This window comes from Chitinophagaceae bacterium, assembly GCA_016699815.1.
Taxonomy (GTDB): domain Bacteria; phylum Bacteroidota; class Bacteroidia; order Chitinophagales; family Chitinophagaceae; genus Ferruginibacter.
Genome location: CP065012.1, coordinates 2,243,736 through 2,266,634 on the forward strand (window position 1 = coordinate 2,243,736; position 22,899 = coordinate 2,266,634).

At 39.4% G+C, this 22,899-nt stretch carries 22 protein-coding genes and 1 pseudogene; 16 read left to right on the forward strand and 7 right to left on the reverse strand.

Annotated features, from left to right (window positions below; genetic code table 11):
- Window positions 1–483 precede the first annotated feature (483 nt).
- From IPO46_10070 to IPO46_10080, 3 genes are all read right to left on the reverse strand, one after another.
- The gene (locus tag IPO46_10070) at window positions 484–1,668 is read right to left on the reverse strand and encodes a tyrosine-type recombinase/integrase (protein QQS62450.1); all 1,185 of its coding nucleotides are present in this window, start codon (window positions 1,666–1,668) and stop codon (window positions 484–486) included.
- 304 nt (window positions 1,669–1,972) lie between these two features.
- Complete coding sequence (locus IPO46_10075; protein ID QQS62451.1) at window positions 1,973–2,575, reverse strand: superoxide dismutase; 603 nt, start codon at window positions 2,573–2,575, stop codon at window positions 1,973–1,975.
- A gap of 104 nt (window positions 2,576–2,679) precedes the next feature.
- Window positions 2,680–3,120 carry a nucleoside deaminase gene (locus IPO46_10080; protein ID QQS62452.1) on the reverse strand — a complete coding sequence of 147 codons (441 nt, stop codon included), beginning with the start codon at window positions 3,118–3,120 and terminating at the stop codon, window positions 2,680–2,682.
- Between the two features lie 29 nt (window positions 3,121–3,149).
- Between IPO46_10080 and IPO46_10085 the strand changes: the two genes are divergently transcribed.
- From IPO46_10085 to IPO46_10100, 4 genes are read left to right on the forward strand one after another with little or no spacing between them, the layout of a single operon-like run.
- Window positions 3,150–4,523, forward strand: a complete 1,374-nt coding sequence (locus IPO46_10085; protein ID QQS62453.1) for an aldehyde dehydrogenase — start codon at window positions 3,150–3,152, stop codon at window positions 4,521–4,523.
- 3 nt (window positions 4,524–4,526) lie between these two features.
- Window positions 4,527–5,102 carry a glutathione peroxidase gene (locus IPO46_10090; GenBank protein QQS62454.1) on the forward strand — a complete coding sequence of 192 codons (576 nt, stop codon included), beginning with the start codon at window positions 4,527–4,529 and terminating at the stop codon, window positions 5,100–5,102.
- Window positions 5,103–5,137: 35 nt separating this feature from the next.
- On the forward strand, window positions 5,138–5,656 hold the full coding sequence (locus IPO46_10095; GenBank protein QQS62455.1) for a hypothetical protein: 519 nt from the start codon (window positions 5,138–5,140) through the stop codon (window positions 5,654–5,656).
- A 12-nt stretch (window positions 5,657–5,668) separates the two neighbouring features.
- Window positions 5,669–6,352, forward strand: coding sequence for a DUF1345 domain-containing protein (locus tag IPO46_10100; protein QQS64373.1), 684 nt, complete (start codon window positions 5,669–5,671; stop codon window positions 6,350–6,352).
- Between the two features lie 43 nt (window positions 6,353–6,395).
- On the opposite strand, the gene IPO46_10105 is transcribed toward IPO46_10100, so the two are convergent.
- Window positions 6,396–6,746, reverse strand: a complete 351-nt coding sequence (locus IPO46_10105) for a hypothetical protein (protein QQS62456.1) — start codon at window positions 6,744–6,746, stop codon at window positions 6,396–6,398.
- 196 nt (window positions 6,747–6,942) lie between these two features.
- Here IPO46_10105 and IPO46_10110 point away from each other — a divergent pair, with 196 nt between their 5' ends.
- The 3 genes from IPO46_10110 (at window position 6,943) to IPO46_10120 (ending at window position 9,078) form a co-directional block, all read left to right on the forward strand.
- Window positions 6,943–7,635 (forward strand): zinc metallopeptidase, encoded by a 693-nt coding sequence (locus IPO46_10110; protein ID QQS62457.1) that lies wholly within the window; start codon window positions 6,943–6,945, stop codon window positions 7,633–7,635.
- Window positions 7,636–7,720: 85 nt separating this feature from the next.
- Entirely contained in the window at window positions 7,721–8,446 is a 726-nt protein-coding gene (locus tag IPO46_10115; protein QQS62458.1) for an ATP-dependent Clp protease proteolytic subunit, read from the forward strand.
- An 80-nt stretch (window positions 8,447–8,526) separates the two neighbouring features.
- Window positions 8,527–9,078: an ATP-dependent Clp protease proteolytic subunit gene (locus tag IPO46_10120; GenBank protein QQS64374.1), complete on the forward strand. Its 552-nt coding sequence runs from the start codon at window positions 8,527–8,529 to the stop codon at window positions 9,076–9,078.
- 20 nt (window positions 9,079–9,098) lie between these two features.
- On the opposite strand, the gene IPO46_10125 is transcribed toward IPO46_10120, so the two are convergent.
- A complete protein-coding gene (locus tag IPO46_10125; GenBank protein ID QQS62459.1) occupies window positions 9,099–10,262 on the reverse strand; it encodes an esterase-like activity of phytase family protein in 1,164 nt (387 codons plus the stop codon).
- A gap of 156 nt (window positions 10,263–10,418) precedes the next feature.
- Here IPO46_10125 and IPO46_10130 point away from each other — a divergent pair, with 156 nt between their 5' ends.
- From IPO46_10130 to IPO46_10165, 8 genes are all read left to right on the forward strand, one after another.
- Window positions 10,419–12,263: a 2-oxoacid:acceptor oxidoreductase subunit alpha gene (locus IPO46_10130; protein QQS62460.1), complete on the forward strand. Its 1,845-nt coding sequence runs from the start codon at window positions 10,419–10,421 to the stop codon at window positions 12,261–12,263.
- Window positions 12,264–12,335: 72 nt separating this feature from the next.
- Entirely contained in the window at window positions 12,336–13,037 is a 702-nt protein-coding gene (locus tag IPO46_10135) for a ComF family protein (protein ID QQS62461.1), read from the forward strand.
- A gap of 36 nt (window positions 13,038–13,073) precedes the next feature.
- Window positions 13,074–14,477 (forward strand): hypothetical protein, encoded by a 1,404-nt coding sequence (locus IPO46_10140; protein ID QQS62462.1) that lies wholly within the window; start codon window positions 13,074–13,076, stop codon window positions 14,475–14,477.
- A gap of 37 nt (window positions 14,478–14,514) precedes the next feature.
- Window positions 14,515–15,090: a glutathione peroxidase gene (locus IPO46_10145; protein QQS62463.1), complete on the forward strand. Its 576-nt coding sequence runs from the start codon at window positions 14,515–14,517 to the stop codon at window positions 15,088–15,090.
- Window positions 15,091–15,171: 81 nt separating this feature from the next.
- Window positions 15,172–16,404, forward strand: coding sequence for a hypothetical protein (locus tag IPO46_10150; protein ID QQS62464.1), 1,233 nt, complete (start codon window positions 15,172–15,174; stop codon window positions 16,402–16,404).
- A 242-nt stretch (window positions 16,405–16,646) separates the two neighbouring features.
- Window positions 16,647–17,951 (forward strand): hypothetical protein, encoded by a 1,305-nt coding sequence (locus IPO46_10155; protein QQS62465.1) that lies wholly within the window; start codon window positions 16,647–16,649, stop codon window positions 17,949–17,951.
- Window positions 17,952–18,036: 85 nt separating this feature from the next.
- Window positions 18,037–18,945, forward strand: coding sequence for a gliding motility-associated ABC transporter ATP-binding subunit GldA (gene gldA / locus IPO46_10160; protein QQS62466.1), 909 nt, complete (start codon window positions 18,037–18,039; stop codon window positions 18,943–18,945).
- A 73-nt stretch (window positions 18,946–19,018) separates the two neighbouring features.
- Window positions 19,019–20,947 (forward strand): OmpA family protein, encoded by a 1,929-nt coding sequence (locus IPO46_10165; protein ID QQS62467.1) that lies wholly within the window; start codon window positions 19,019–19,021, stop codon window positions 20,945–20,947.
- A 9-nt stretch (window positions 20,948–20,956) separates the two neighbouring features.
- On the opposite strand, the gene IPO46_10170 is transcribed toward IPO46_10165, so the two are convergent.
- Both IPO46_10170 and IPO46_10175 read right to left on the reverse strand, forming a co-directional pair.
- A complete protein-coding gene (locus tag IPO46_10170) occupies window positions 20,957–21,529 on the reverse strand; it encodes a hypothetical protein (GenBank protein QQS62468.1) in 573 nt (190 codons plus the stop codon).
- Window positions 21,530–21,537: 8 nt separating this feature from the next.
- Window positions 21,538–22,326, reverse strand: coding sequence for a TIGR00266 family protein (locus IPO46_10175; protein QQS62469.1), 789 nt, complete (start codon window positions 22,324–22,326; stop codon window positions 21,538–21,540).
- Window positions 22,327–22,427: 101 nt separating this feature from the next.
- Between IPO46_10175 and IPO46_10180 the strand changes: the two are divergent.
- Window positions 22,428–22,727: pseudogene (locus IPO46_10180) on the forward strand (insulinase family protein).
- Window positions 22,728–22,899: the final 172 nt, after the last annotated feature.

The window sequence follows — 22,899 nt, forward strand, 5'->3', positions numbered from 1 at the left end:
AATTAAGTCAAAGCCGTCCTGAAAAAAAATTTATTACTCTTTATTCCATCTTTGGATACAATATATGATGGGTCATTACATCCACAAAAAGGTTAAAAGACAGATTATGGTTTCACCATCATAAAGTTGCCCTGAGAAATGGCTGTCCAACTATGGGTGGTGGGTGGAAACTGGATGTCGAGGTAAGATATATTGATCATCGCTTAATGATGATAGATATTCGTCAGCCGGGGGGGTGGGTCTGGTGTTGGCATTTTTAGCTCTTTGCAAGGTTGGCTTTGTGTCAGGGTTTTGATGGCGCAATGTGCTAAAAATAGCGAGGGTCGTCTGGCAAAGTCATGTAAGGCTTTAGTAGGTGCTGTTTAGGGTACACGTAAATATATGATACTTCCTCACCATTTCGAAAAAAAATGTACCTTAAAAACCAACGCTTTAGTATAATGCATTTTGTATTGTTATTAGTACAATACGTTTTTGGTCTGTTTACCACTCTATCTTTTCGCTTTTCCATAAATCATCAAACGGGCTTTTAATATTTACCAGTTCCCGGCGGCTTACATGTAAATATCGCTCCGTGGTTTTAATGTTGAAATGTCCTAATAAATCTTTTATATACCTTATATCCGTCCCTTTTTCCAGCAGGTGCGTGGCAAAACTATGCCTTAAACTATGCATCCCTATCTCTTTTTTTATGCCGGCTTTGTTTTTAGCATTATAAAATATTTGCTGTGCAGTTCGGGTAGGGTAGGCTTCTCCCGTAGTTTCCGATTCAAAAAGGTATCGTTTTGGCCGGGGCTTATATTCTTTTATATAATCTCTTAATATATCCAGCAATATGGGGCTTAAGGGCACATAACGGTCTTTTTTTCCCTTTGCCCGCTCAATAAATATTTGCATTCTGCGGCTATCTATATCGGTAATTTTTAGGGCCACTATTTCGCTTACCCTAAGTCCTGCACTATATGCCGTAAACAACATGGCCTTATGCTTTTTGTTGCTGAGCGCATTAAACAACCGGGCTATTTCTGTTTCATTCAATAACCTGGGCAATTGCATTGGCTTTTTTGGCCGTGGTAGTTTTATAAAAAACCTTTCTTTTCTCAATACCTGCTCATAATAAAATTTTAGGGCATTGATCCTGCTATGCAATGTATTTTCTTTTAGCCCGCATTGCAGCTTGCAATATATAATATAGCGCTTCAAATCTTCTATGGTAAGCTCATCGGCCGGAATGTTTTTGAGTAGTACCAAAAGCTGGCTCATTTCATTTGCATAAGTTCTTATTGTAGATGCACTATAAGCTTTTAAATGCAAGGTTTCCAATAAACGGGGTAGTACCTGTGCATTTGCTGCATGTATATAAAATAAGGATTTCAATGCTTTGCCGGCAATAGCGGGTTTTGGTTCCTGTGGTTTATGTGCTACCTGCATCACTTCCTGTTGTGTTGTTTGTGCATCGGTTAATAAGGTTGCTACCTGTTTAAAAGCCTTTTTAAGCAGTTGATAACTTTCTTTATTGTAGGGTATATACCAGCATTTATTGCTTTTGCTCCACAGTGCACCAACTTTTTTCTTTAATAATTCAATAAAGCTTTTATTGTGAGCTACATAAATGCCAATGCAATTATTGTTACGGTGAAATAAAGGGCGCAGGTAAATTGTTTTCATGCCAGGTTTTGCTTTTAAAGGAATTCAATGGGCATACAACTCCGTAGCCCTCAGTTACATGGCCAGGGCATCAGGATGCTTAAAATTAAATAAAAAAGATATCTGAAAATCCGAAAAAGGGTAATTTTTTTGGATATATGTAAATATTTTTTTTGGACCAAAAGAGGTTATGCAACGCAATAAAAATCTAAAAATTATGACTGAACGCATAAAGTGAGGTCGTAAAATTATGAACCCTGCTGCAAAATAAAAAGTTCAGCAAGCTTTAACCTGCTGAACCTTAAAAATTTAAATATTGTTTTAATTAAGCTGCTTCAAACCTTTCGGCTACTTTGGCCCAGTTAACCAGGTTCCAAAATGCTGCCAGGTAATCGCCCCGCTTGTTTTGGTACTTTAGGTAATAAGCGTGTTCCCATACATCGGCACCAAGCAATGGCGTGCCTTTTACTTCAGCTACATCCATTAAAGGATTGTCCTGGTTGGGGGTGGAGCTTACTTCAAGCTTGCCGTCTCTTACTATCAGCCATGCCCAGCCGCTTCCAAAGCGGGTTAATCCTGCGCTGTTAAATTTTTCTTTAAAAGAATCCAACGATCCAAATGCGGCATTAATTGCTTCGGCAATTTTTCCTGTAGGGGCGCCGCCTGCGCTGGGTATTAGGCTTTCCCAAAAAAAGCTATGGTTCCAATGGCCGCCACCGTTATTACGTACTGCCGGGCTTATTTTGCCTGCGTTTTTTACCAAATCTTCCAGCGGTTTATTTTCATTGTCAGATCCGGCAATGGCTTTATTGAGGTTATCTACATAGGCCTGGTGGTGCTTGCCATGGTGTATTTGCATGGTAAGGGTATCAATATGCGGTTCCAAAGCATCGTATGCATAAGGTAATGGAGATAGTGTAAATGCCATAGTTGTAAATTTTATTGGTTCTTAAAAATTTTTCGGATCACAAATTTAAAGGTTCGCTTTAAAAAAACCCATCTGTGCCTGTTAATCTTTCTAATTTCGGAAACTTACCGCTTATCTTTAAAAAAAGATTTTATTAATGCGCTACATTCTTCCTGCAATAGGCCACCCACAATTTCGGTTTTGGGATGAAACGGGTTTTTATTGCCTGTATATTTTTTAAAACCATTTTTTTCGTCGTAAGCGCCAAATACAATCCTGTTTATTTTGCTCCAGTATAATGCGCCACAGCACATGAGGCATGGTTCTAAGGTTACATATAAAGTAGCATCGGGCAGGTATTTGCTTCCCAAATAATTAAAAGCAGCAGTAAGGGCAATAATTTCTGCATGTGCCGTACTGTCGTTTAGCAATTCTACCTGGTTCCATCCTTTACTGATGATCCTGTTTTGCACTACCACTATGGCGCCTACCGGCACTTCATCTCCTTCCAAAGCTTTTTGTGCTTCTTTTAATGCAAGGTTCATATAATGCTCATCTGTCGTCATAAAAATTTAACTTTAAACAAATTTAGTGCATGTCTTATCTTCAACAGCTCAATACCCTCTATGAATTTTTTAAAACCGGGCAAACCCAACCTTACCTTTTTCGTAAAGAACAATTACAAAAGTTAAGAAATGCCATTCTTCAACACGAAGAAGAAATTTATGCGGCGCTTTATACCGACCTTAAAAAATGCGCCGAAGAATGCTGGGTTACGGAAAACGGCCTCGCAATTGCAGAAATAAACCATGCCTTATGCAACCTAAAAAAATGGATGCGGCCGCAACGAAAATGTACCAACCTGGTAAATTTTCTTTCTTCCAGTTTTGTAATGAGGGAACCCCTGGGTGTTGTATTGCTTATTGCGCCATGGAATTATCCTTTTCAACTGCTCATGAAGCCGCTTATTGCTGCAATTGCCGGTGGAAATTGTGTGGTATTGAAACCTTCGGAACATGCACCGGCTACCGCTGCCGTAATGAAAGCTATGGTAGAAGAAATTTTTCCGCCGCATTATATTTTATATGTAGAAGGAGAAGGAAAAAGTGTGTTGCCTCAAATGATGCAGCAATTTGTATTTGACCATGTGTTTTTTACCGGCAGCCCTGCTGTGGGAAAAGAAATTTATAAAATGGCTGCAGAAAACCTGGTGCCGGTTACGCTGGAACTGGGCGGTAAAAGCCCATGCGTAGTAGATGCAGACGCCGATGTGGTTACTACAGCAAAACGAATAGCCGTTACAAAATTTACCAATGCCGGCCAAATGTGTGTAGCGCCGGATTATGTACTGGTGCACCGTTCTCAAAAAGCAGCGCTGGTTGAAGAATTGAAAAAATACATCATTCAATTTTTTGGTGAGGATGCTGCAGCTCATTACAATTATTGTAAAATAATAAACGAAAACCAATTTGACCGCATTGTTAAATACCTGGATGAGGGCAACGTAATTTTTGGCGGAAAATATAACCGCAGCAAACTTTTTATTGCTCCCACGCTTTTAGATGAGCTGTCTTTACAAAGCGCTGTTATGGAGGAAGAAATTTTTGGGCCCATACTTCCCATCTTTGTTTTTGATGATAAACAGCAGGCTTTGGAAATTATTGAAGCCAATAAAAACCCGCTGGCCTTTTATATTTTTGCTGCCCATAGGCAAAATGCAATGCAATGGCTCAGGGATGTTGCATCAGGCGGCGCTTGCATTAATAATGCAAGCTGGCATTTTGCCAATCATTACCTGCCGGCGGGTGGCAGGGGAAAAAGCGGCATGGGTAATTACCATGGTAAATATGGTTTTGATACCTTTACTCATCCAAAGGGCGTGCTTAAATCACCCAACTGGTTCGACCCCAAGTTAAAATATCCGCCGTTTAAGGGAAGGCTTAACCTGTTTAAAAAAATCATCAGGTAATTTATGACGCTAAGGCAAAAACTTATCATCTTTGCATATCCTTTGCTCCATAAATTTTCACAATGTGTGGGCAACAATTCATTTTTACAATCTAATATTATGGCTCCGGAATCATTTTATCAATTGCAGGCAACTTTAAATAATGAACAGGTACTTGATTTTTCTGCCTTAAAAGGAAAAAAAGTTTTAATTGTTAATACTGCATCCGATTGCGGCTATACACCACAGTATAAAGGGTTGCAGGCGTTGCATGAAAAATTTAAAAACAGCTTAACTATTATAGGTTTCCCTTCAAACGAGTTTGGCGAGCAGGAAAAAGGCAGCGATGCCGAAATTGAACATTTTTGTTTCGTAAACTACGGCGTTAATTTTCCTTTGGCAAAAAAAAGTGGCGTAAAAAAATCAACAGAACAAAGCAAGGTGTACCAATGGCTCACACAGGAGCAAAAAAACGGATGGAACAGCAAAGCGCCCGACTGGAATTTTTGTAAGTATTTAATTGACGAAAATGGCAACCTCACCCATTTTTTTCCTTCGCCTGTAGATCCTATGGATAAAGAGCTGCTGGAAAAACTGTAATTTTTTTTACATTCTAAAAAGCTATAACCTTTATTATGTTTACAAAAGCAGATATTGAAAAATATTTCCTCGCAGAAAAAAATGCAGCTTTGTTTTTTTTGATCCTGGGAATTGTAGCCATTTTAGCTTCCGTAATATTTTTTGCCTTTATTAAAACCAATTGGTATAAAGGCTTTGCCGTTCCCTTATTTATAATTGGTATCATACAGGGCGTGGTGGGTTACCAGGTATATAAAACTGCAGATGAATATAGAAAAGACAATGTGTTTGCTTATGATTTAAACCCGGCAAAACTGGAAAGCCAGGAAATGGCAAGAATGCAAAAAGTAAAAAAGCGGTTAACTATTTTGCTCATTGCAGAAGCATCGTTTTTTGTAACTGCGGTAGTTTTACTTTTGGTTTATAAAAATAATGCAGGCGCTGCAATATGGCGTGGGCTTGCCTTTGGGTTAATGTTGCAGGCGATTGTTTCTTTTGGCTTTAACCTGCAGGCTGGTAACCGGGCAAAAATTTATTTAAACGGCCTCCAATCTTTTTTTAAAATGAAACCTTAGTTAATGCTACTTATGGAAAATAAGGGCAACTTTTTTGCAAAAACTATTTCAGGCTTACAGCCATGGCAAAGGCTTGCAGTATCCTGTGTAGGTGCTGCAATCACTTATGTATTGTTGCGTTATTCCGTAAATCCGCTTAACCGCTATTTTGTACTGTTAATCACCTGGGATGTATTTGCCGTTGTATATTTAATTTGTTGCTGGGTAGTATTAATCAACTTAAAACTGCCGGTTTTAAAACAAAATGCTTCGCAGGAAGATGGGAGCAAATGGATGGTATTTGTACTGCTGATCCTTTTTTCTATTGCCGGGCTATTTATCATCATGCTGCTGCTGAGTAAAAATATTGTGGATGTGCCCCGGCTTCCATTAACCCTGGGCGCTGTTGCCGGTATGTTTTTTTCCTGGCTTATTGTGCATACTATTTTTTCTTTTCATTATGCCCATTTGTATTATAAAAATAATAGTAAAAGTGGCGGCTTGGTATTTCCGGGCAACCATGAGCCCGATTATCTTGATTTTGCATATTTTTCCATAGTAATTGGTTGCACTTTTCAGGTGTCTGATGTGGAAGTAACTTCACGTCAAATACGGCACCTGGTGTTGTTGCATGGCTTGCTGGCTTTTATTCTCAATACCTTTGTGGTAGCTTTAAGTATCAATATTATGCTGGGTTTTATACAGCATACGGCATAAAAAAAGCCCGCTGTTGCAGGCTCAGTATTGTGGGGTTATAGAATTAGGGTTTTACCGCTTCTTTAGCTTTTTCGGTTCCTTCTTTTACCACTTCTTTGGCTTTTTCCATACCTTTTTCAGCGCCTTCCTTAACGGTTGTGCCCACTTCTTTTGCACCTTCAGCAACTGCATTTGCGGCATCTTTGGCACCTGCTACCACTTTAGCACCGGTTTGCTGGGCGGCATCTACTACATTACTTACAGCTGAGTCCATTTTTGTTGCCACGCTTGATGTGTCTGTTGTTACAGGTGCGGTTGAATCGGCCGCAGGCGTTTCTGTTTTGTTTTCATTTTTAGAATCGTTGCAGGCAATAAATAAAGTAACAAGTGCTGCAACAGCCATAATTTTTTTCATTTACAAAGGTTTTTTTTTGATTTTTAATTTTTAAGTAAATGCATAAACGTATAGGTAATAACTAATATTTTATAGAATTATCTTTTTTATGTTTTTTTTAAAAAAATACGGTTTTAGGGCTTGCTTTCGGCAATAATGTCAGTTTTTTTGCACGGAATAGTTTTTGTAACAATGTTCAAGTAAAATTTTATAGAAAATGACAATGTCAATTTTAATGGTTTCGGTGGTTTTTATGGTCATCGGAATGATTGTTCAGGGCAGGTTAAGGAGCAAGTTTGCCCAATACAGTAAAATGCCGGTGAGTGGAGGCCTTAATGGAGCCGAAGTAGCAGAAAAAATGCTAAAAGATAACGGCATTTTCGATGTAAAAATTACCTCGGTTCAGGGCCAGCTTACCGACCATTACAACCCTGTGAATAAAACAGTGAATTTAAGTGAAGATGTGTATAATGGCCGTAGCGTTGCTGCCGCAGCCGTTGCTGCACACGAATGCGGCCATGCGGTACAGCATGCAAAAGCTTATTCAATGCTCACTTTAAGAAGTAAGCTTGTACCGTTGGTGCAGGTGAGCAGCAATTTTAGCCAGTGGATAATACTTGCCGGCCTGGGCCTTGGTTTTGGCTCTGGCAATAATACCATCCTGTTAGTGGGCATTGCCTTATTTGCCCTCTCAACCTTATTTGCTGTAATTACCCTGCCGGTTGAGTTTGATGCATCCAACAGGGCGCTTGCATGGATGCAAAATGCCAGTATTACATCATCCCGTGAGCAGGAGGGCGCCAAAGATGCTTTAAAATGGGCAGCGCTTACCTATGTGGTTGCTGCATTGGCATCAATTGCCATGCTGCTGCAATATGTAATGATATTTTTAGGCAGACGAGACGATTAAAAGAAGAGTATGATGTTCCTGGTAAATGAATAATCAAAATAACATTTAGAACTTTTAATTATCTTACAAACTTTAATAAACAAAAATGGATATACAAAAAGAATTTGAAAAATATGCCGTAAAGCATAAGGGCATTAGTGGCAATACGCTGCATAGTTATCAAACCCAAAACGCTGCAAAAATTAATAATGGCGCTAACCCTTATATAGTAACCGGCCTTACGCCAAATATTATTGAAGAAAGACCCATGAATGTGGCCGTAATGGATGTATACAGCAGGCTGATGATGGACAGGATTATTTTTCTGGGTTATCCTATAAGCGATGAAGTGGCCAATATTGTTACCGCCCAGCTTTTATTTTTAGAAAGTACCGATCGTACAAAAGATATCCAAATGTATATCAACAGCCCCGGCGGTAGTGTACATGCAGGCCTGGGCATGTATGATACCATGCAGTTTATTTCGCCGGATGTAGCCACCATTTGCATTGGCATTGCTGCAAGTATGGCGCAGGTGCTTATGTGTGCCGGTACCAGGGGCAAGCGTACGGCATTAAAGCATAGCCGCATTATGATGCACCAGCCAAGCGCTGGCGCAGGAGGCCAGGCTTCGGATATTGAAATTACCGTAAACCAGATACGCACCCTAAAAAAAGAACTTTACGAAATTATAGCTTTGCACACAGGCCAGTCTGTAGATAAAGTAGCCTTAGATTGCGATAGAGACAAATGGCTCACTGCATTTGAAGCCAAAGAATATGGCCTTGTAGATGAAGTGCTGCTTACCAACCCCAAAAAAGAAAAAAAATAAAATCACCTGCAAATAATAGTACAATGAAAATAAGGTTCGAAGAAGAAGAAAACCCGGAAGTAACTGCACCGGAAAATCCCATGGAAAAAATGATTGGCGGATGGCGCTTCGATAAAAAATTTATTGAACAGCGAAAAATATTTTTGTGGGGCCCGGTAGAAGATAAAAGTGCAAAAGATATTACCGACCGCCTCTTATACCTCGAAGCCCTTGATCCCGGAAAAGAAATTACTTTTTATATCAATAGCCCCGGCGGTGTAGTAACCAGCGGCATGGTAATTTACGATACCATGCAAATGATTTCATCTCCCGTAAGTACCGTATGCATGGGCATGGCGGCAAGTATGGGGAGTATTTTGCTAAGTGGTGGTCAAAAAGGCAGGCGCTTTATTTTTCCGCATGGAGAAGTAATGATACACCAGCCCAGCGGTGGTGGCCGAGGCACCAGCGCCGACCTGGAAATTATGGCCGTGCAAATGCAAAAAGCCAAAGATATGGGCGCAAAAATCCTCGCCGGTAACTGCGGCCACAGCGTAGAAAAAATTATGAAAGATTTTGACAGGGATTACTGGATGGATGCAAAAGAAAGCGTTGCCTATGGTATTGTAGATGGTATACTGGATAAGATTTAAACTTCTGCTGTTTTCCTATTTTACTTCATCCCGCTATCCAGCAAAATCAGTTGCGTTATTTCCAAAGGGTTAAAATTATTATCACTTATTACCAGCAGTGAACGGTTGCCGTTTTTTAACCTTGGGCCAAAGCTTATGCCTTCCAGGTTGTCTATCCTCATTTTTAAAGTAGAAAAATTAAAGAGCAATTTTTTCTTTACAGGGTTTAATGCTGGTTTTAATACAAGTGATGAATCGCCTTTAATATCTGTTGCGTTACGTAAATCGGCTAAATAAATTTTTACCTGCAGGTCATTTTCATAGCCGGTAGAAAAAGAACGTTCCATTACCAGCAATTCAATTTCGTTTAGGGCAAGTATCGAAGAAATTCCATTTACCATAAAACCGCCTTCTTTTTTAGGTTTTTGGGCCACGGCATCCAACGGGTAGGCATACTGGGCAGTATTTTCTTTTGTTGCCAAATCATATTTTAAGATACGGCTCCAATAATCTTTTTTTTTCAACCCGGCTTCTTCGCCATCATTGTATAGCGGGCATTCTGTACTAATAAAAACCGTGTTATAATTATTGGTAAAAGCAATGCCTTCAAAAACACCGTTTCGCCTTGGGCCATTTTCTACAGGCTTCATTTTATAAATTTCCGGAACAGGTAGTTCATACAGCAATTTACCGTTGGTATCGGCTATATTTATAGAAGGGTTTTGCAAAATGTTTTTTTCTTTCCCCAAAAATCTTTCGCCCTCGTTGCTCCAAATAATATTGTTTTGAATGGGGTTATAGCGCATTTCTTCGGGGTCGGGTGCATTTCCGTCCCCTGCCTTTGCCTTGGGGTAAATCCTGCCGTCTTCATAGCGCAGGGTATCTACAGCAGTAAGGGTAAAGTTTTCAATTTTATTATTATTGATGTCGAACCTGGCTTTGTAAAACCTGCAGGGGTTTATTTTTCCCTTGTCGTCGCAAATAAAATAAAACTGGTTGTGTACAGAGTCATAGTCAATGCTGGAAAAACCGCCGGCAAATGTATTTTGAAAAGATGTTAAATACGGCATTATATATTGGTCTAAATAGGTAATGCCTTTAGGTTGTTTTTTATGGTTTATTTTCTTTTGGGCAGTAGATGCAAAGGGTAAAATAAATACCAGGGCAAAAACAAAAAGATAGTATAGCAAAAATTTTAACTTCATGTGTGCGCTGTGTTACTGCAAATATAAAATATTGATCCATGAGTTTTTAACAGCCGGTTTTATTTTACAAAAACTTAATTTTTTTTAACCGGTGAAACATCATTTTTTTTTATTTGTTACTTCCTTACCTTTGAAGCAAGCTAACAGTTTATATATATGTCACAGCAATCAGAATTAATACAAGAGGTAGTGATAAAGTTTGCAGGCGATAGTGGGGATGGTATGCAACTTACAGGGAGCCAGTTTACCAACAACTCTGCATTATTGGGTTTAGATCTTGCCACATTTCCCGATTTTCCGGCAGAAATAAGGGCACCAATAGGAACGCTTCCCGGAGTAAGCGGTTACCAGTTGCGTTTCAGCAGCGACCGCATTTTTACACCAGGTGATGCTTTTGATGTGTTGGTGGCCATGAATGCCGCCGCTCTTAAAGTAAACCTTAAATCGCTTAAAAAAGGGGGAAAAATTATTGCCAATATTGACGGATTCGACCAAAAAAATTTAAGGCTTGCCAATTATGCCGAAGGCGCCAATCCTATGGAAGATGGTACACTCGAAGGGTATAGTGTGATAAAAATGGACGTTACCAAAATGACCCGTGAAGCACTGAAGGATATTACCATGGGCGTTAAGGAAAAAGACCGGGCCAAAAATATGTTTGTACTCGGTTTTTTATACTGGATGTATAACCGGGACATGGATTATACCCTGAAATTTTTAAAAGAAAAATTTTCTAAAAAGCCCGAAATTCTGGAAAGTAATATGAGGGTTTTGCAGGCCGGGTATCATTATGGAGATACTACAGAAACCCATTCGGGCAGGTATATGGTACAAAAAGCCAAAATGGATGCCGGTGTTTACCGTTCCATTATGGGCAACCAGGCTATAGCTTACGGCTTAATTGCAGCAGCAGAAAAAAGCGGTTTGCAGTTATTTCTCGGCTCTTATCCCATTACACCGGCTTCGGATATTTTACATGAACTGAGCCGCCATAAAAATTTTGGTGTTAAAACCTTCCAGGCCGAAGATGAAATAGCGGCTGTAGCTTCAGTAATTGGCGCAAGCTATGGTGGCGCCTTGGGAGTTACTACTACAAGCGGCCCGGGCCTTGCTTTAAAAGCAGAAGCAATGGGCCTTGCTGTAATGCTGGAAATTCCACTGGTAATTATTGATGTGCAGCGGGGCGGGCCAAGCACCGGCTTGCCTACAAAAACCGAGCAAAGCGATTTATTGCAAGCTTATTATGGCCGAAACGGCGAATGCCCCATGCCTGTAATTGCCAGCAGTAAACCTAGCGATTGTTTTGATGTGGCTTTTGAAGCAGTGCGTATTGCTGTTCAGCACATGACGCCGGTAATTCTTTTAAGCGACGGCTATATTGCCAATGGCGCCGAACCCTGGAAATTTCCGCAAAGTAACCAACTGCCCGAAATTAAAGTGCGCTTTAAAACCGAGCTTGCAGAAAATGAAGAAAAGTTTCAACCCTACCAGAGAGATGAAAAATTGGTGCGCCCATGGGTAATTCCCGGAACCCCGGCATTGGAACACCGCATTGGAGGCATTGAAAAACAAAACATCACCGGTAATATTAGTTACGACCCCGAAAATCATCAGTTGATGGTGAAAATCCGACAGCAAAAAGTAGATGATATTGCTCAATATATTCCAGAACAACAATTAGATAGCGGACCCGATAAAGGGAAGGTGCTGGTAATTGGGTGGGGAAGCACTTATGGTGCTATTAAAACGGCCTGTGAAGAATTGCAGGCACAGGGTAAAAAAGTTGCCCATGCCCAGCTTCGGTATATAAGGCCTTTTCCTAAAAACCTGGGAGAAATTATTAAAAATTTCGATACCGTTTTGGTACCCGAATTAAATAACGGGCAGTTGGTGAAAATTATACGGGATCAATATTTTGTAGATGCAAAAGCTTACAACAAAATTATGGGCATCCCTTTTACAAAAGCAGAACTGGTAGAAGAAATAGGTAAATTGCTTTAAGTGCTCATGAGCCTGCCAAACGAAAAATGAAATGATGGTTATAGATTTAGCGCTATAATTTTAAATGATAATATGCAGCTACGGTCGTACCTTCAAAATGCCCTGCATCTTTTTTATCCGCACCTGTGCTGTGGCTGCGGCTCCGATATTTTACCGGAAAATGAAATGCTTTGCATTAAATGTATTGCCCATTTACCCTTCACACAATTTGAATCTATTGAAGGAAATAGTATAGAAAAAATTTTTTACGGCAGGGTAAAAATAGAATCAGCCTACAGCCTTTTATATTTCTCCCGGCACCAGTTGGTGCAGCAACTCATTCACCAGTTTAAATATGGAGGTAATAAAAAATTGGGAGAATTCCTTGGTCAAATAATGGGATATGCCATGCAAAAAAGTAAGCGGTTTGCGGCTGTGGAAATACTGGTACCATTGCCATTACATGCCGAAAAAGTATTTAAAAGGGGCTTTAACCAGGCCGAAATTCTTTGTAAAGGCATGCAGCAGGTAACAGGCCTGCCTATTGCCGATACCATTTCGGTAACCCGTGAAAAATACACAGAAACCCAAACAAAAAAGCACAGGGTAGAAAGGTGGCAAAATGTAGAAGACAGCTTTGCGGTGCACAATCCCGGTTTATTACAAAATAAGCATGTACTTATAGTTGACGATGTAATTACCACCGGTGCCACGCTGGAATCCTGCGCTACGGCAATGCAGCATATTGAAGCCGTTACCATAAGTATTGCCACGCTTGCCATAGCAAGTAAATAACATTAACTATCTTGTGCATTGGCAATCACCTCATTTATGAAATTAGTTACCTCAGGGTTTTTCTTTGTTATTCTTGCAACAATAGTTTTGGGTACTGCAATGCATTCCTGCTCCAAAGATTCTTTGTCTTTTGACAGGGGTCTGTATGTTTCTGCCGATACCTTATTTTACGATACGGTTTTTACAGGCGCCGGCTCTGTTACCCGTTCTTTTAAAATTATTAACGGCAATTCCAACGATGTTATTCTTTCTTCCGTAAAAATAATGGGCGGCAATACCTCCTCTTTTAAAATGAATATTAACGGAACGCCAGGAGCAGAACAAACAGCTATTTCCATACCTGCCAACGACAGTATTTATGTTTTTGTTTCGGCATTTATTAATCCCAATGCCATAAATGCACCTTTTTTAGAAAGAGACAGTATTGCTTATACTTTTAATGGCAATACCCACTTTGTTCAGTTGCAGGCTTATGGCCGCAATGCAAATTTTTTATGGAATGATACCATAAGCAACAATTCATTTTGGAACAGCCCATTGCCTTATGTAATTATTGGCGGGCTTACCATAAGCGAAAACAGCACATTAACTATTCCCGAAGGCACAAGGGTTTATAGCGCCGCCAATGCCGAAATTACCGTAATGGGAACCTTGCAGGTAAACGGTACAAAAGATGCACCCGTAATTTTTGCCGGCGACAGGCTCGATGAACCCTATAGCCATTACCCGGCAGGCTGGAAAGGCATTCGCTTTATGGAAAACAGTAAAGACAATACTCTTGTTTTTGCCCAAATAAAAAATGCTGTTAATGGTATTTCGGTATTTGCACCTTCGGTAAATACAATCCCAAAACTTACCCTTCAGCAATGCATTATTGATAATGCTTACGAAGCCGGACTGTATGCAGTAAATTGTTTTGTAAACGCCAATAATTGTTTAATCAGCAATTGCAATATAAACCTGCAAATTGAAAAAGGGGGAACCTATAATTTTACAAACTGTACCATTGCTGCTTATCCCACAATATTTATTGCTCATACCGGGCCCGGCACTTTTTTGCAGGACTTTACTGTAGAAAACAGCAGTACAGTTTATGGCGCAATGGATGCTGTATTTACCAATTGTATTTTTTGGGGAAGCGAAACTAATGTTATTAACGAATTTGAAGTAGCCAAAGAAGGAAGTTTATCGTTTTCTATAATACTGGAAAATTGTATTTATAAAGGCAGCGACCCTCAAAATTGTACGCTTACGGGTTGCCTGCCCAATGCCGACCCGGTTTTTACCGCCACCGAAATTGCCGATAATATTTTTGACTTTCATTTATCCGATGGCTCTCCGGCAATTGATGCAGGAATTAGTACTTTGTTTTCTTCAGATTTAGATAATAATAACCGAAGTATTGGAAATACCGATATCGGATGTTATGAAAAACAATAGGTAAAGGTTACAGATTTTTATTGTATAATAATTTTTTATGAAAAATATTTTTCTTGTAGTGATATCTTTATTGATGCTGGCCTGTAACCAGCAGGCAGGCAATGCAGTTACGGCTATTCACAATACTGCATCTTCAAAAAATACCGCTTCGGTTTACCAGTTTTCGGTAGCAGCTTTAGATGGCGGTGTTATACACTTCTCCGATTTTAAAGGAAAAAAAATACTCATTGTAAATACAGCATCAAAATGTGGTTACACGCCGCAATATAAGGAGTTGGAAGCGCTTTACGAAAAGTATAAAAATAAATTAGTGGTAGTAGGTTTCCCGGCCAACAATTTTATGAACCAGGAGCCTGGCTCCAATGCCGAAATTAAAGAATTTTGTACCCAAAATTATGGCGTTACATTTCCCATGGCCCAAAAAATTTCGGTAAAAGGAGATGATATTGCCCCCATTTATATCTGGCTTACGCATAAAGAAAAAAATAACGTGTTGGATGCCGAAGTGGGCTGGAATTTCAATAAATTTTTACTCGATGAAGAAGGGAAATTGATAGCGCATTTTGGGAGCAAGGTAAAACCTTTGGATGATGAAATTGTTTCCCGGCTGTAATTCGTCTGCCTTTTTTTCAACATATTATGAAACTCAATTTTTTTATTTGCCGTACTGGCAAAAAAAGCCAAATTTGCAGCTATGCAATTTTCCGAAATTATTGGCCAAAAACCTCTTACCGAACATTTAGTGCAAATGGTAAAGCAAAATCGGTTGAGCCATGCTTTATTGTTTTTGGGGAGAGAAGGCAGCAGTGCATTAAATATAGCTCTAGCCTTTACACAATATATTGTATGCGAAAGGCAAAACGGTAAAACCACAGTTGCACCTGCTCCATCGCTTTTTGCCGAAGAAAGTACAACCGCTGCATCCGAAAAAAAAAATGAATACCTGCATGATTCATGTGGCGTTTGCCCGGCGTGCATTAAAGCTTCAAAATTTATTCACCCCGATATACATTTTTGTTATCCTGTAGTAACCAGAAAGTCGGGTGAACAACCGGTAAGTACCGACTATATTGTTGAATGGAGAAAATTTATTACCGATAAACCTTATGGCAATGCTTATGACTGGCTGCAGTTTATAGGCGCAGAAAATAAGCAAGGCAATATTACCGCAAAAGAGTGCAACGAAATTATCCATAAAATGAGCCTCAAAAGCTTTGAGGCAGAATATAAAATCCTCATCCTTTGGATGCCCGAATACCTGGGTTCAGAAGGAAACAAGCTTCTCAAGCTTATTGAGGAACCGCCACCTAATACCCTTTTTATTTTTGTGGCCGAAAACGAATCTTTAATACTGTCCACCTTGCTCAGTCGGTTACAATTGGTAAAATTTCCGCCGCTAAACGATGCCGATATAGCTCAGGCACTCGAAAAGCAATATGAAGATTTAGCTACTGTCAGGGCATTGCAAATTGCCTCTATTAGTGAGGGTAACTATAGGGAGGCGTTGCTTCATTTACAAAATTCGGGTGAAGACGACTGGGAAATTATGCTTAGGAATTGGCTAAATACTATTATTAAAACCGGTACGGCAGCGCAGGTAAAATGGATTGAAGAAGCAGCAAAGCTGGGAAGGGAAAAACAAAAGCAATTTCTCAAATACTTCCTTAGGTTATTGCAGGAAGCCATAAGGCTGGAAATAATGGGAACCAACCAGCCGGGTACCTCAGAAGCTATGTCTTCAACTATTGAATTAGCCTTAAAATTCAATAATATTTGTGCAATGGAACAAAAAGAAGCTATAATGAAAGAACTGGATTATGCCAGTTATTATATTGAACGTAATGCCAATGCAAAAATCCTCTTTCATGCACTTACCATTAAGTTATTACATATCATTCATAATAAATCAGTAATTTTGGTAAACTGAGGATGTGAACTGGATTTGTGTGAGGGTTGTTTTTAGTAAGTTAACAAGCTTTCAACTCTATATTTAGCATAGTAAGGCCTTGCAGTTTTTTATTGGAAACTGAGGCCTGGTAAATACTTTTTACCATTAAAAGTTAGTGCTTGCTGCATTCTTAAGAAAATAACAAACATTTCCCCAGTTAAATTTTTTTGAAAAGTACAAATGGTTTGTACAAATAATTTTAATGTTAATTATTATTTAATATGTCTTGTGGTTCCTGTGGTACTGGTAAAGTTGGCGGCTGCAACAGCAATGGCGGTTGCTCCAGCGGTGGCTGTAATAGGCTAAATGCTTTCGATTGGCTGGCCAACCTGCCTTTTAGCGATCCGGAGAGCAATTGCAAGGTTCTTGAACTTAGTTTTAACAATGGCAGCCGAAAAGATTTTTTTAGAAATACTACATTGCATTTTTATGAAAAAGGCGATTTACTGGCTGTAGAAGGGGTTAATGGTTTTGATGTAGGCACAGTAAACCTTACCGGAGAACTGGTTCGCCTGCAACTCAAAAAAAACAATGTAGATGAAAAAAGCCCGGAAATAAAAAAGATTTTACGAATTGCCAATGATACCGATTTATCAAAACTAAAAGAAAATAAAGCAAGAGAGAAAGAAGTACTCATACGTAGCCGTGCCATTGCCCGGCAATTAAAGCTGGATATGAAAATGGCCGAAGTGGAAATACAGGCAGACGGAAAAAAGGCAACATTTTTTTACATAGCCGATGACAGGGTTGATTTTAGAGAACTGATAAAATTATTTGCCGGGGAATTTAAAGTAAAAGTTGAAATGCGCCAGATAGGTGCAAGGCAGGAAGCCGGCAAAGTAGGCGGTATTGGCAGTTGCGGAAGAGAACTTTGCTGCAGCACATGGCTTACCGATTTTAAAAGTGTAAATACCAATGCCGCCCGATACCAAAATTTGAGCATCAACCAGGCCAAGCTAAGTGGCCAGTGCGGCAGGTTAAAATGTTGCCTTAATTATGAATTAGACACCTATTTGGATGCACTCCAATTTTTTCCTAACGATGCCGATATGCTTGAAGTGGCAAAAGGAAGAGCTTTTTTAGTGAAAAAAGATATTTTTAAAAATCTGATGTGGTACACAATGGCAGACAGCAATGCACAATACCCATTGGCTATTGAAACCGTAAAACGCATTAAGCAACAAAACAGGGAAGGCATAAGGCCCGAAGAATTAGAAACGGTAGAGGTAGTTTCTAATAAACCAAAAGAAGTAGAACCGGAGTATGCCGACCTGGTAGGCCAAATAAGCCTGCGTAGCCTGGAAAAAAACAGCCGCAAACGCAAGGATAAAGAACGCAGCAGGCAACAGCCGCAAAATTTAAACCGCAGGCCCGATCAAAAAACTTCGCAACAACCAGGCCAGCAAAAAGGGCCACAAAGGCCACCGCAGCATGGCGGCAGGCCAAACCGTGGCCAGCAAGGCCCGCAAAACAGAAACAACCCCAACTTCAACCAACGGAGAAACAAGCCGGGAGATAACCAATAAATAGAGCAACTGTTCTCAATAACCAGTTTTATAAAAGTAAGCAATAATAATTGCCGTATTTTTAAGCATAATTTGTAAATGCATTATGACTATTACTATTAAACACCTTTCTAAACATTACGGAACCCAAAAAGCTGTAGATGATATTTCTTTCCAGGTAAATAAAGGGGAAATTGTAGGCTTTTTGGGCCCAAATGGCGCAGGAAAATCCACTACAATGAAAATGATAACAGGCTACCTTGCGGCAGATGAAGGCGAAATAAAAGTTTGTGATTTACCGGTTACGGAAACCAGTACGGCAACCAGAAAAAAAATAGGCTACCTGCCCGAAGCCAACCCGCTTTACTTTGAAATGTATGTAAAAGAATACCTCTATTTTATTGCCGGCATTCATCAAATTGCACAACCCAAAAAAAGAATTGATGAAGTAACGGCAACCGTAGGTTTATTGCCCGAAGTACATAAAAAAATTGGTCAGCTTAGCAAAGGATACAAGCAGCGGGTAGGCCTTGCCGCTGCATTACTGCATAATCCCGATGTATTGATTTTAGATGAGCCTACCAGCGGGCTCGACCCCAATCAAATTTTGGAAATAAGAAATGTTATTAAGCAACTGGCAATAGATAAAACTATTTTATTTTCAACCCATATTATGCAGGAGGTGGAAGCTATGTGCAGCAGGGTTATCATCATCAACAAAGGGAAAATTGTAGCCGACGGTTCCATTGCCAATTTGCAAAGCAAAAACAACAGCAGGCAAATGGTATTGGTAGAATTTTCGGCAAAAGCAAATGAAAACAGTTTGAAAAATATTCCCGGCGTAACGGATGTTTTTGCAGAAACTAATAACCGTTACAGGCTTGCCTGCGAAAATACCGAGCAGGTAAAAAAGCAATTGCTGCAATGGAGCATAGAAAATAAATTAGATGTGTTGTCTCTGCAAACAATAGAACAAAGCCTCGAAAATATTTTCCGCAGTTTTACCCAAAATTAACTCCTGTTTTTTAACATTATCAAAATACATTTCTTTTTGTTTCGTTCTATCTTCAACACATAATTTATTGGGTATGGAGCAGGCTTATTGCAAAAAGTTGTTTTTAAATGTTTTTTTTATACTGGTTTGTTCCTGCAGCTTTGCCCAATGGTATAACCCCGATAAAGTAAATAAAAAAGCCCTGCAGATAAATGAAAGCGCTTACGAAGCAGCACAGAACGGAAATTATGCCGGGGCCATTACCTTATTAAATAAAGCGCTTGAGGCCGATCCAAAATTTTTGGACGCCATTCTCTCCAAAGCAGGCATATATGGTAATTTGAAAAACTACCAGGCTTCCGTAACAGAATATGAAAATGCATTTGCCCTTGATGCACAATATTCGGGGGTTTATTTATTGCCTTATTCCATATCCCTGGCTGGTACCGCCAATTTTGCAAAAGCGCTGGAAGCAGTAAATAAATTTTTGCAAAATCCCACGCTTAATGCACAAAGTAAAAAAGCCGCAAATTTTCGTAAAAGCACTTATGCCTTTGCTATTGATTATGCATTAAAGCACCCGATAAGCAACCTTGTTTCTGCACCACAAAATTTAGGAGATAGCATCAACTCAGCCGATCTTGAATATTATCCTTCTTTAACCATTGATGGCAAAAGCATGATTATTACCCGGCGCATAAATAGCGACGAAGATTTTTATGTAAGCAATTTAGTGAATGGCGTATGGAGCAAAGCAAATCCTATAGAAGGAAAAGTAAATACCAACCTTAATGAAGGTGCACAAAATATTTCTCAGGATGGGGAATTGCTGGTTTTTACCGGTTGTAATTATCCCGAAGGAAGAGGAAGCTGCGACCTTTATATTTCTTATAAAACAAAAAGCGGCAAATGGACCGAACCGCAAAACCTTCCCGGAATGATCAATACAGAATTTTGGGAATCTTCTCCCTGCTTGTCACCGGATAAAAGGGATTTATATTTTTCCAGTAACCGCCTGGGCGGATTTGGCGGCAAAGATATTTGGGTAAGCCATAATGGCAACAATGGGCGCTGGAACGAGCCCGTTAACCTTGGCCCCGAAGTTAATACCATGGCCGATGAAGGTTGCGCTTTTATACATGCCGATAACCAAACATTATATTTTAACAGTAATGGACACCCGGGATATGGTGCAACCGATTTGTTTTTGAGCAGAAAAACTATGGATGGAAAATGGTCAATACCGGAAAATCTTGGGTACCCTATTAACACAATAGATGATGAAGGCTCGCTTATAGTGGCAAGTGATGGAAAAACCGCTTATTATGCCAGCGATGGCGCAGATACCAAAGGCGGATTGGATATTTATCGTTATCAATTAAGGGAAGATATAAGCGCAGCAAAAACACTTTGGGTAAGCGGAAAAGTTTTTGATAAAAAAACCGGCGTAGGCCTTCCGTCACTGGTGGAATTATTTGAATTAAATTCAAGCCGTATGGTTTCACAATTGCAAACAGATGAGCATGGGAACTATCTTATTACCTTGCCAATTGGTAAAGACTATGTATTTAATGTGAACCGGAAAAATTATTTATTTTATTCCGATAATTTTTCTTTGATGAATAATTCCGCAGATACTGCCTTTCATTTAGACATACCATTGCAACCCATTGAAGCCGGGGCAAGTATTGTGCTCAAAAATATTTTCTTCGACAGCAAAAAATGGGAGCTCAAACCCGAATCGCAAACCGAGTTGAATAAAGTGGTGCAACTGTTGAATGATAACCCTTTGCTTAAAATTGAAATTACCGGCCATACCGATAATGTGGGCAACCCGGCAGATAACCTTAGGCTTTCTGTGGACAGGGCAAAATCTGTAGTGAAATACCTTATTACCAATGGTATTGCAGCAAACAGGCTTATGTCCAAAGGTTTTGGAGAAGCAAAACCAATAGCTCCTAACAGCAGCGAAGAAACCCGTGCCCAAAACAGGAGAACGGAGTTGAAGGTGGTTTCCAGGTAGTAACTATATTTAAAAACTAAACCCTGCAGAAACACCTGCCACCGGCACAAAATACAATACCCATGATTTTGGTGTATTGGGCAGATATTCGTAGCCCTCTTTATCCCGGAATGTAGAAAATAATTTTTGTGCACCACAAAATACATCCAGCATAATACCATTACTAAACCGGTGTTGGTAGCCATAATAATTGGCCATGGCAAACCCGCTGGCTTCATAATCTCTGCGGTAAGTTGCTGTAGGTGTTGTATAAGATGTATAAAAAGAAAATTTTTCAAAACCCATACCCAATGCGCCATAAAACCCCAAAGGCGCTTTTTTCTTTTTAGAAAAAAAGAAGCGGTAATCTGCCCTTGCAGCAAGGGTTTTAAACTCGTTTCCATAAGCTTTGCCAGCAATAAAATTAAGCTGGGCAGTAGATTTTGCCGTAAGTTTTTTTTCGTAAGAAAGCTTTCCCGATAGCAGGAAATAACCCGGTATGTTCAGCTTTACAATATTATTTATGGGTTGCTGACTTTTTGCAGGTAACCGCAAAAAAATAATACAAAGTATAAGGGTAATTTTTATTAAACAGTTTTGCATAAAGTTAATTAAGATCCATCCATAAGATTACCCAGCCCACCCAAAATACTTCCTTCTTCTTTTCTTTTTCCCATTGAGTATTGCAACATTTTTCCTGCAAGCCTGCTAATGGGCAAAGATTGTATCCATACCTTTCCCGGACCTGTTAATAAAGCAAAAAATAATCCTTCGCCGCCAAAAACCCAGTTTTTAATACCTCTTACCATTTCAATATCAAAATCTACAGTTGCGGTATAGGCAACTATACAGCCTGTATCCACTTTTAAAATTTCACCAGGTTGCAATTCTCTTTCGGTAATATATCCGCCGGCATGGGCAAATGCCATTCCGGTACCTTCAAGCTTTTCCATTATAAAACCTTCACCGCCAAAAATTCCCGTACCTAATTTTCGCTGAAACTCAATTCCAATACTTACGCCTTTTGCAGCACAAAGAAAAGCATCTTTTTGGGCAATTATTTTTCCGCCGAGTTGCGACAAATCAAATGCAATAATTTTCCCCGTATAGGGCGCTGCAAAACTTACTCTTTTTTTACTTTGTCCTGTATTGGTAAATGCCGTCATAAATAAACTTTCACCTACCAGCAAACGCTTGCCAGCACTCATTAATTTTCCCAATAAACCACTGTTAGTCTGTTGCTGGCTGCCATCGCCAAAAATGGTTTGCATTTCTATGCCATTATCCATCATCATAAACCCGCCGCTTTCTGCTATGGCCGTTTCCCCGGGGTCGAGTTCTATTTCTACATATTGCAGTTCTTCACCATAAATTTTATAGTCAATATCATGTGTGGCCATAAAGTGATTTTTGCTAAAATTACAATTTTTTTAAAGTACCGATTCGGTATTTTTGCACAATACCAATTATGGAAATTTTATTTTATTAAACTTGCATCTCCATGAAAAAAATCCTTTTATCTATTTCTTGTTTCATTGTTACTTTGCTTTCTTTTGGCCAGGCTGCTTTAGTAGAAAAAATTACCCGTAAAGGCAATGAACTGGTAATACCTTACGAAAAATATACCTTGCCCAATGGCCTCACTATTTTGTTGCATGAAGATCATAGCGATCCAGTAGTGCATGTAGATATTACCTATCATGTAGGCAGTGCAAGAGAAGAAATTGGCAAAAGCGGCTTTGCACACTTTTTTGAACACATGATGTTCCAGGGCAGCGACCATGTAGGTGATGAGCAGCATTTATGAGATTATAGAACTGGATGCCAATGGAAATTTGAAATAAATGTTTATTAATTAATACTTAAAAGCAGCTTACCGGGCTGCTTTTTTATTTTATATATTGGATAGGGAAAGCAATGGGCTTAAATTGCAACAGAAATAAAATTTTTTGTAATTTTTACCGGCTATAAAA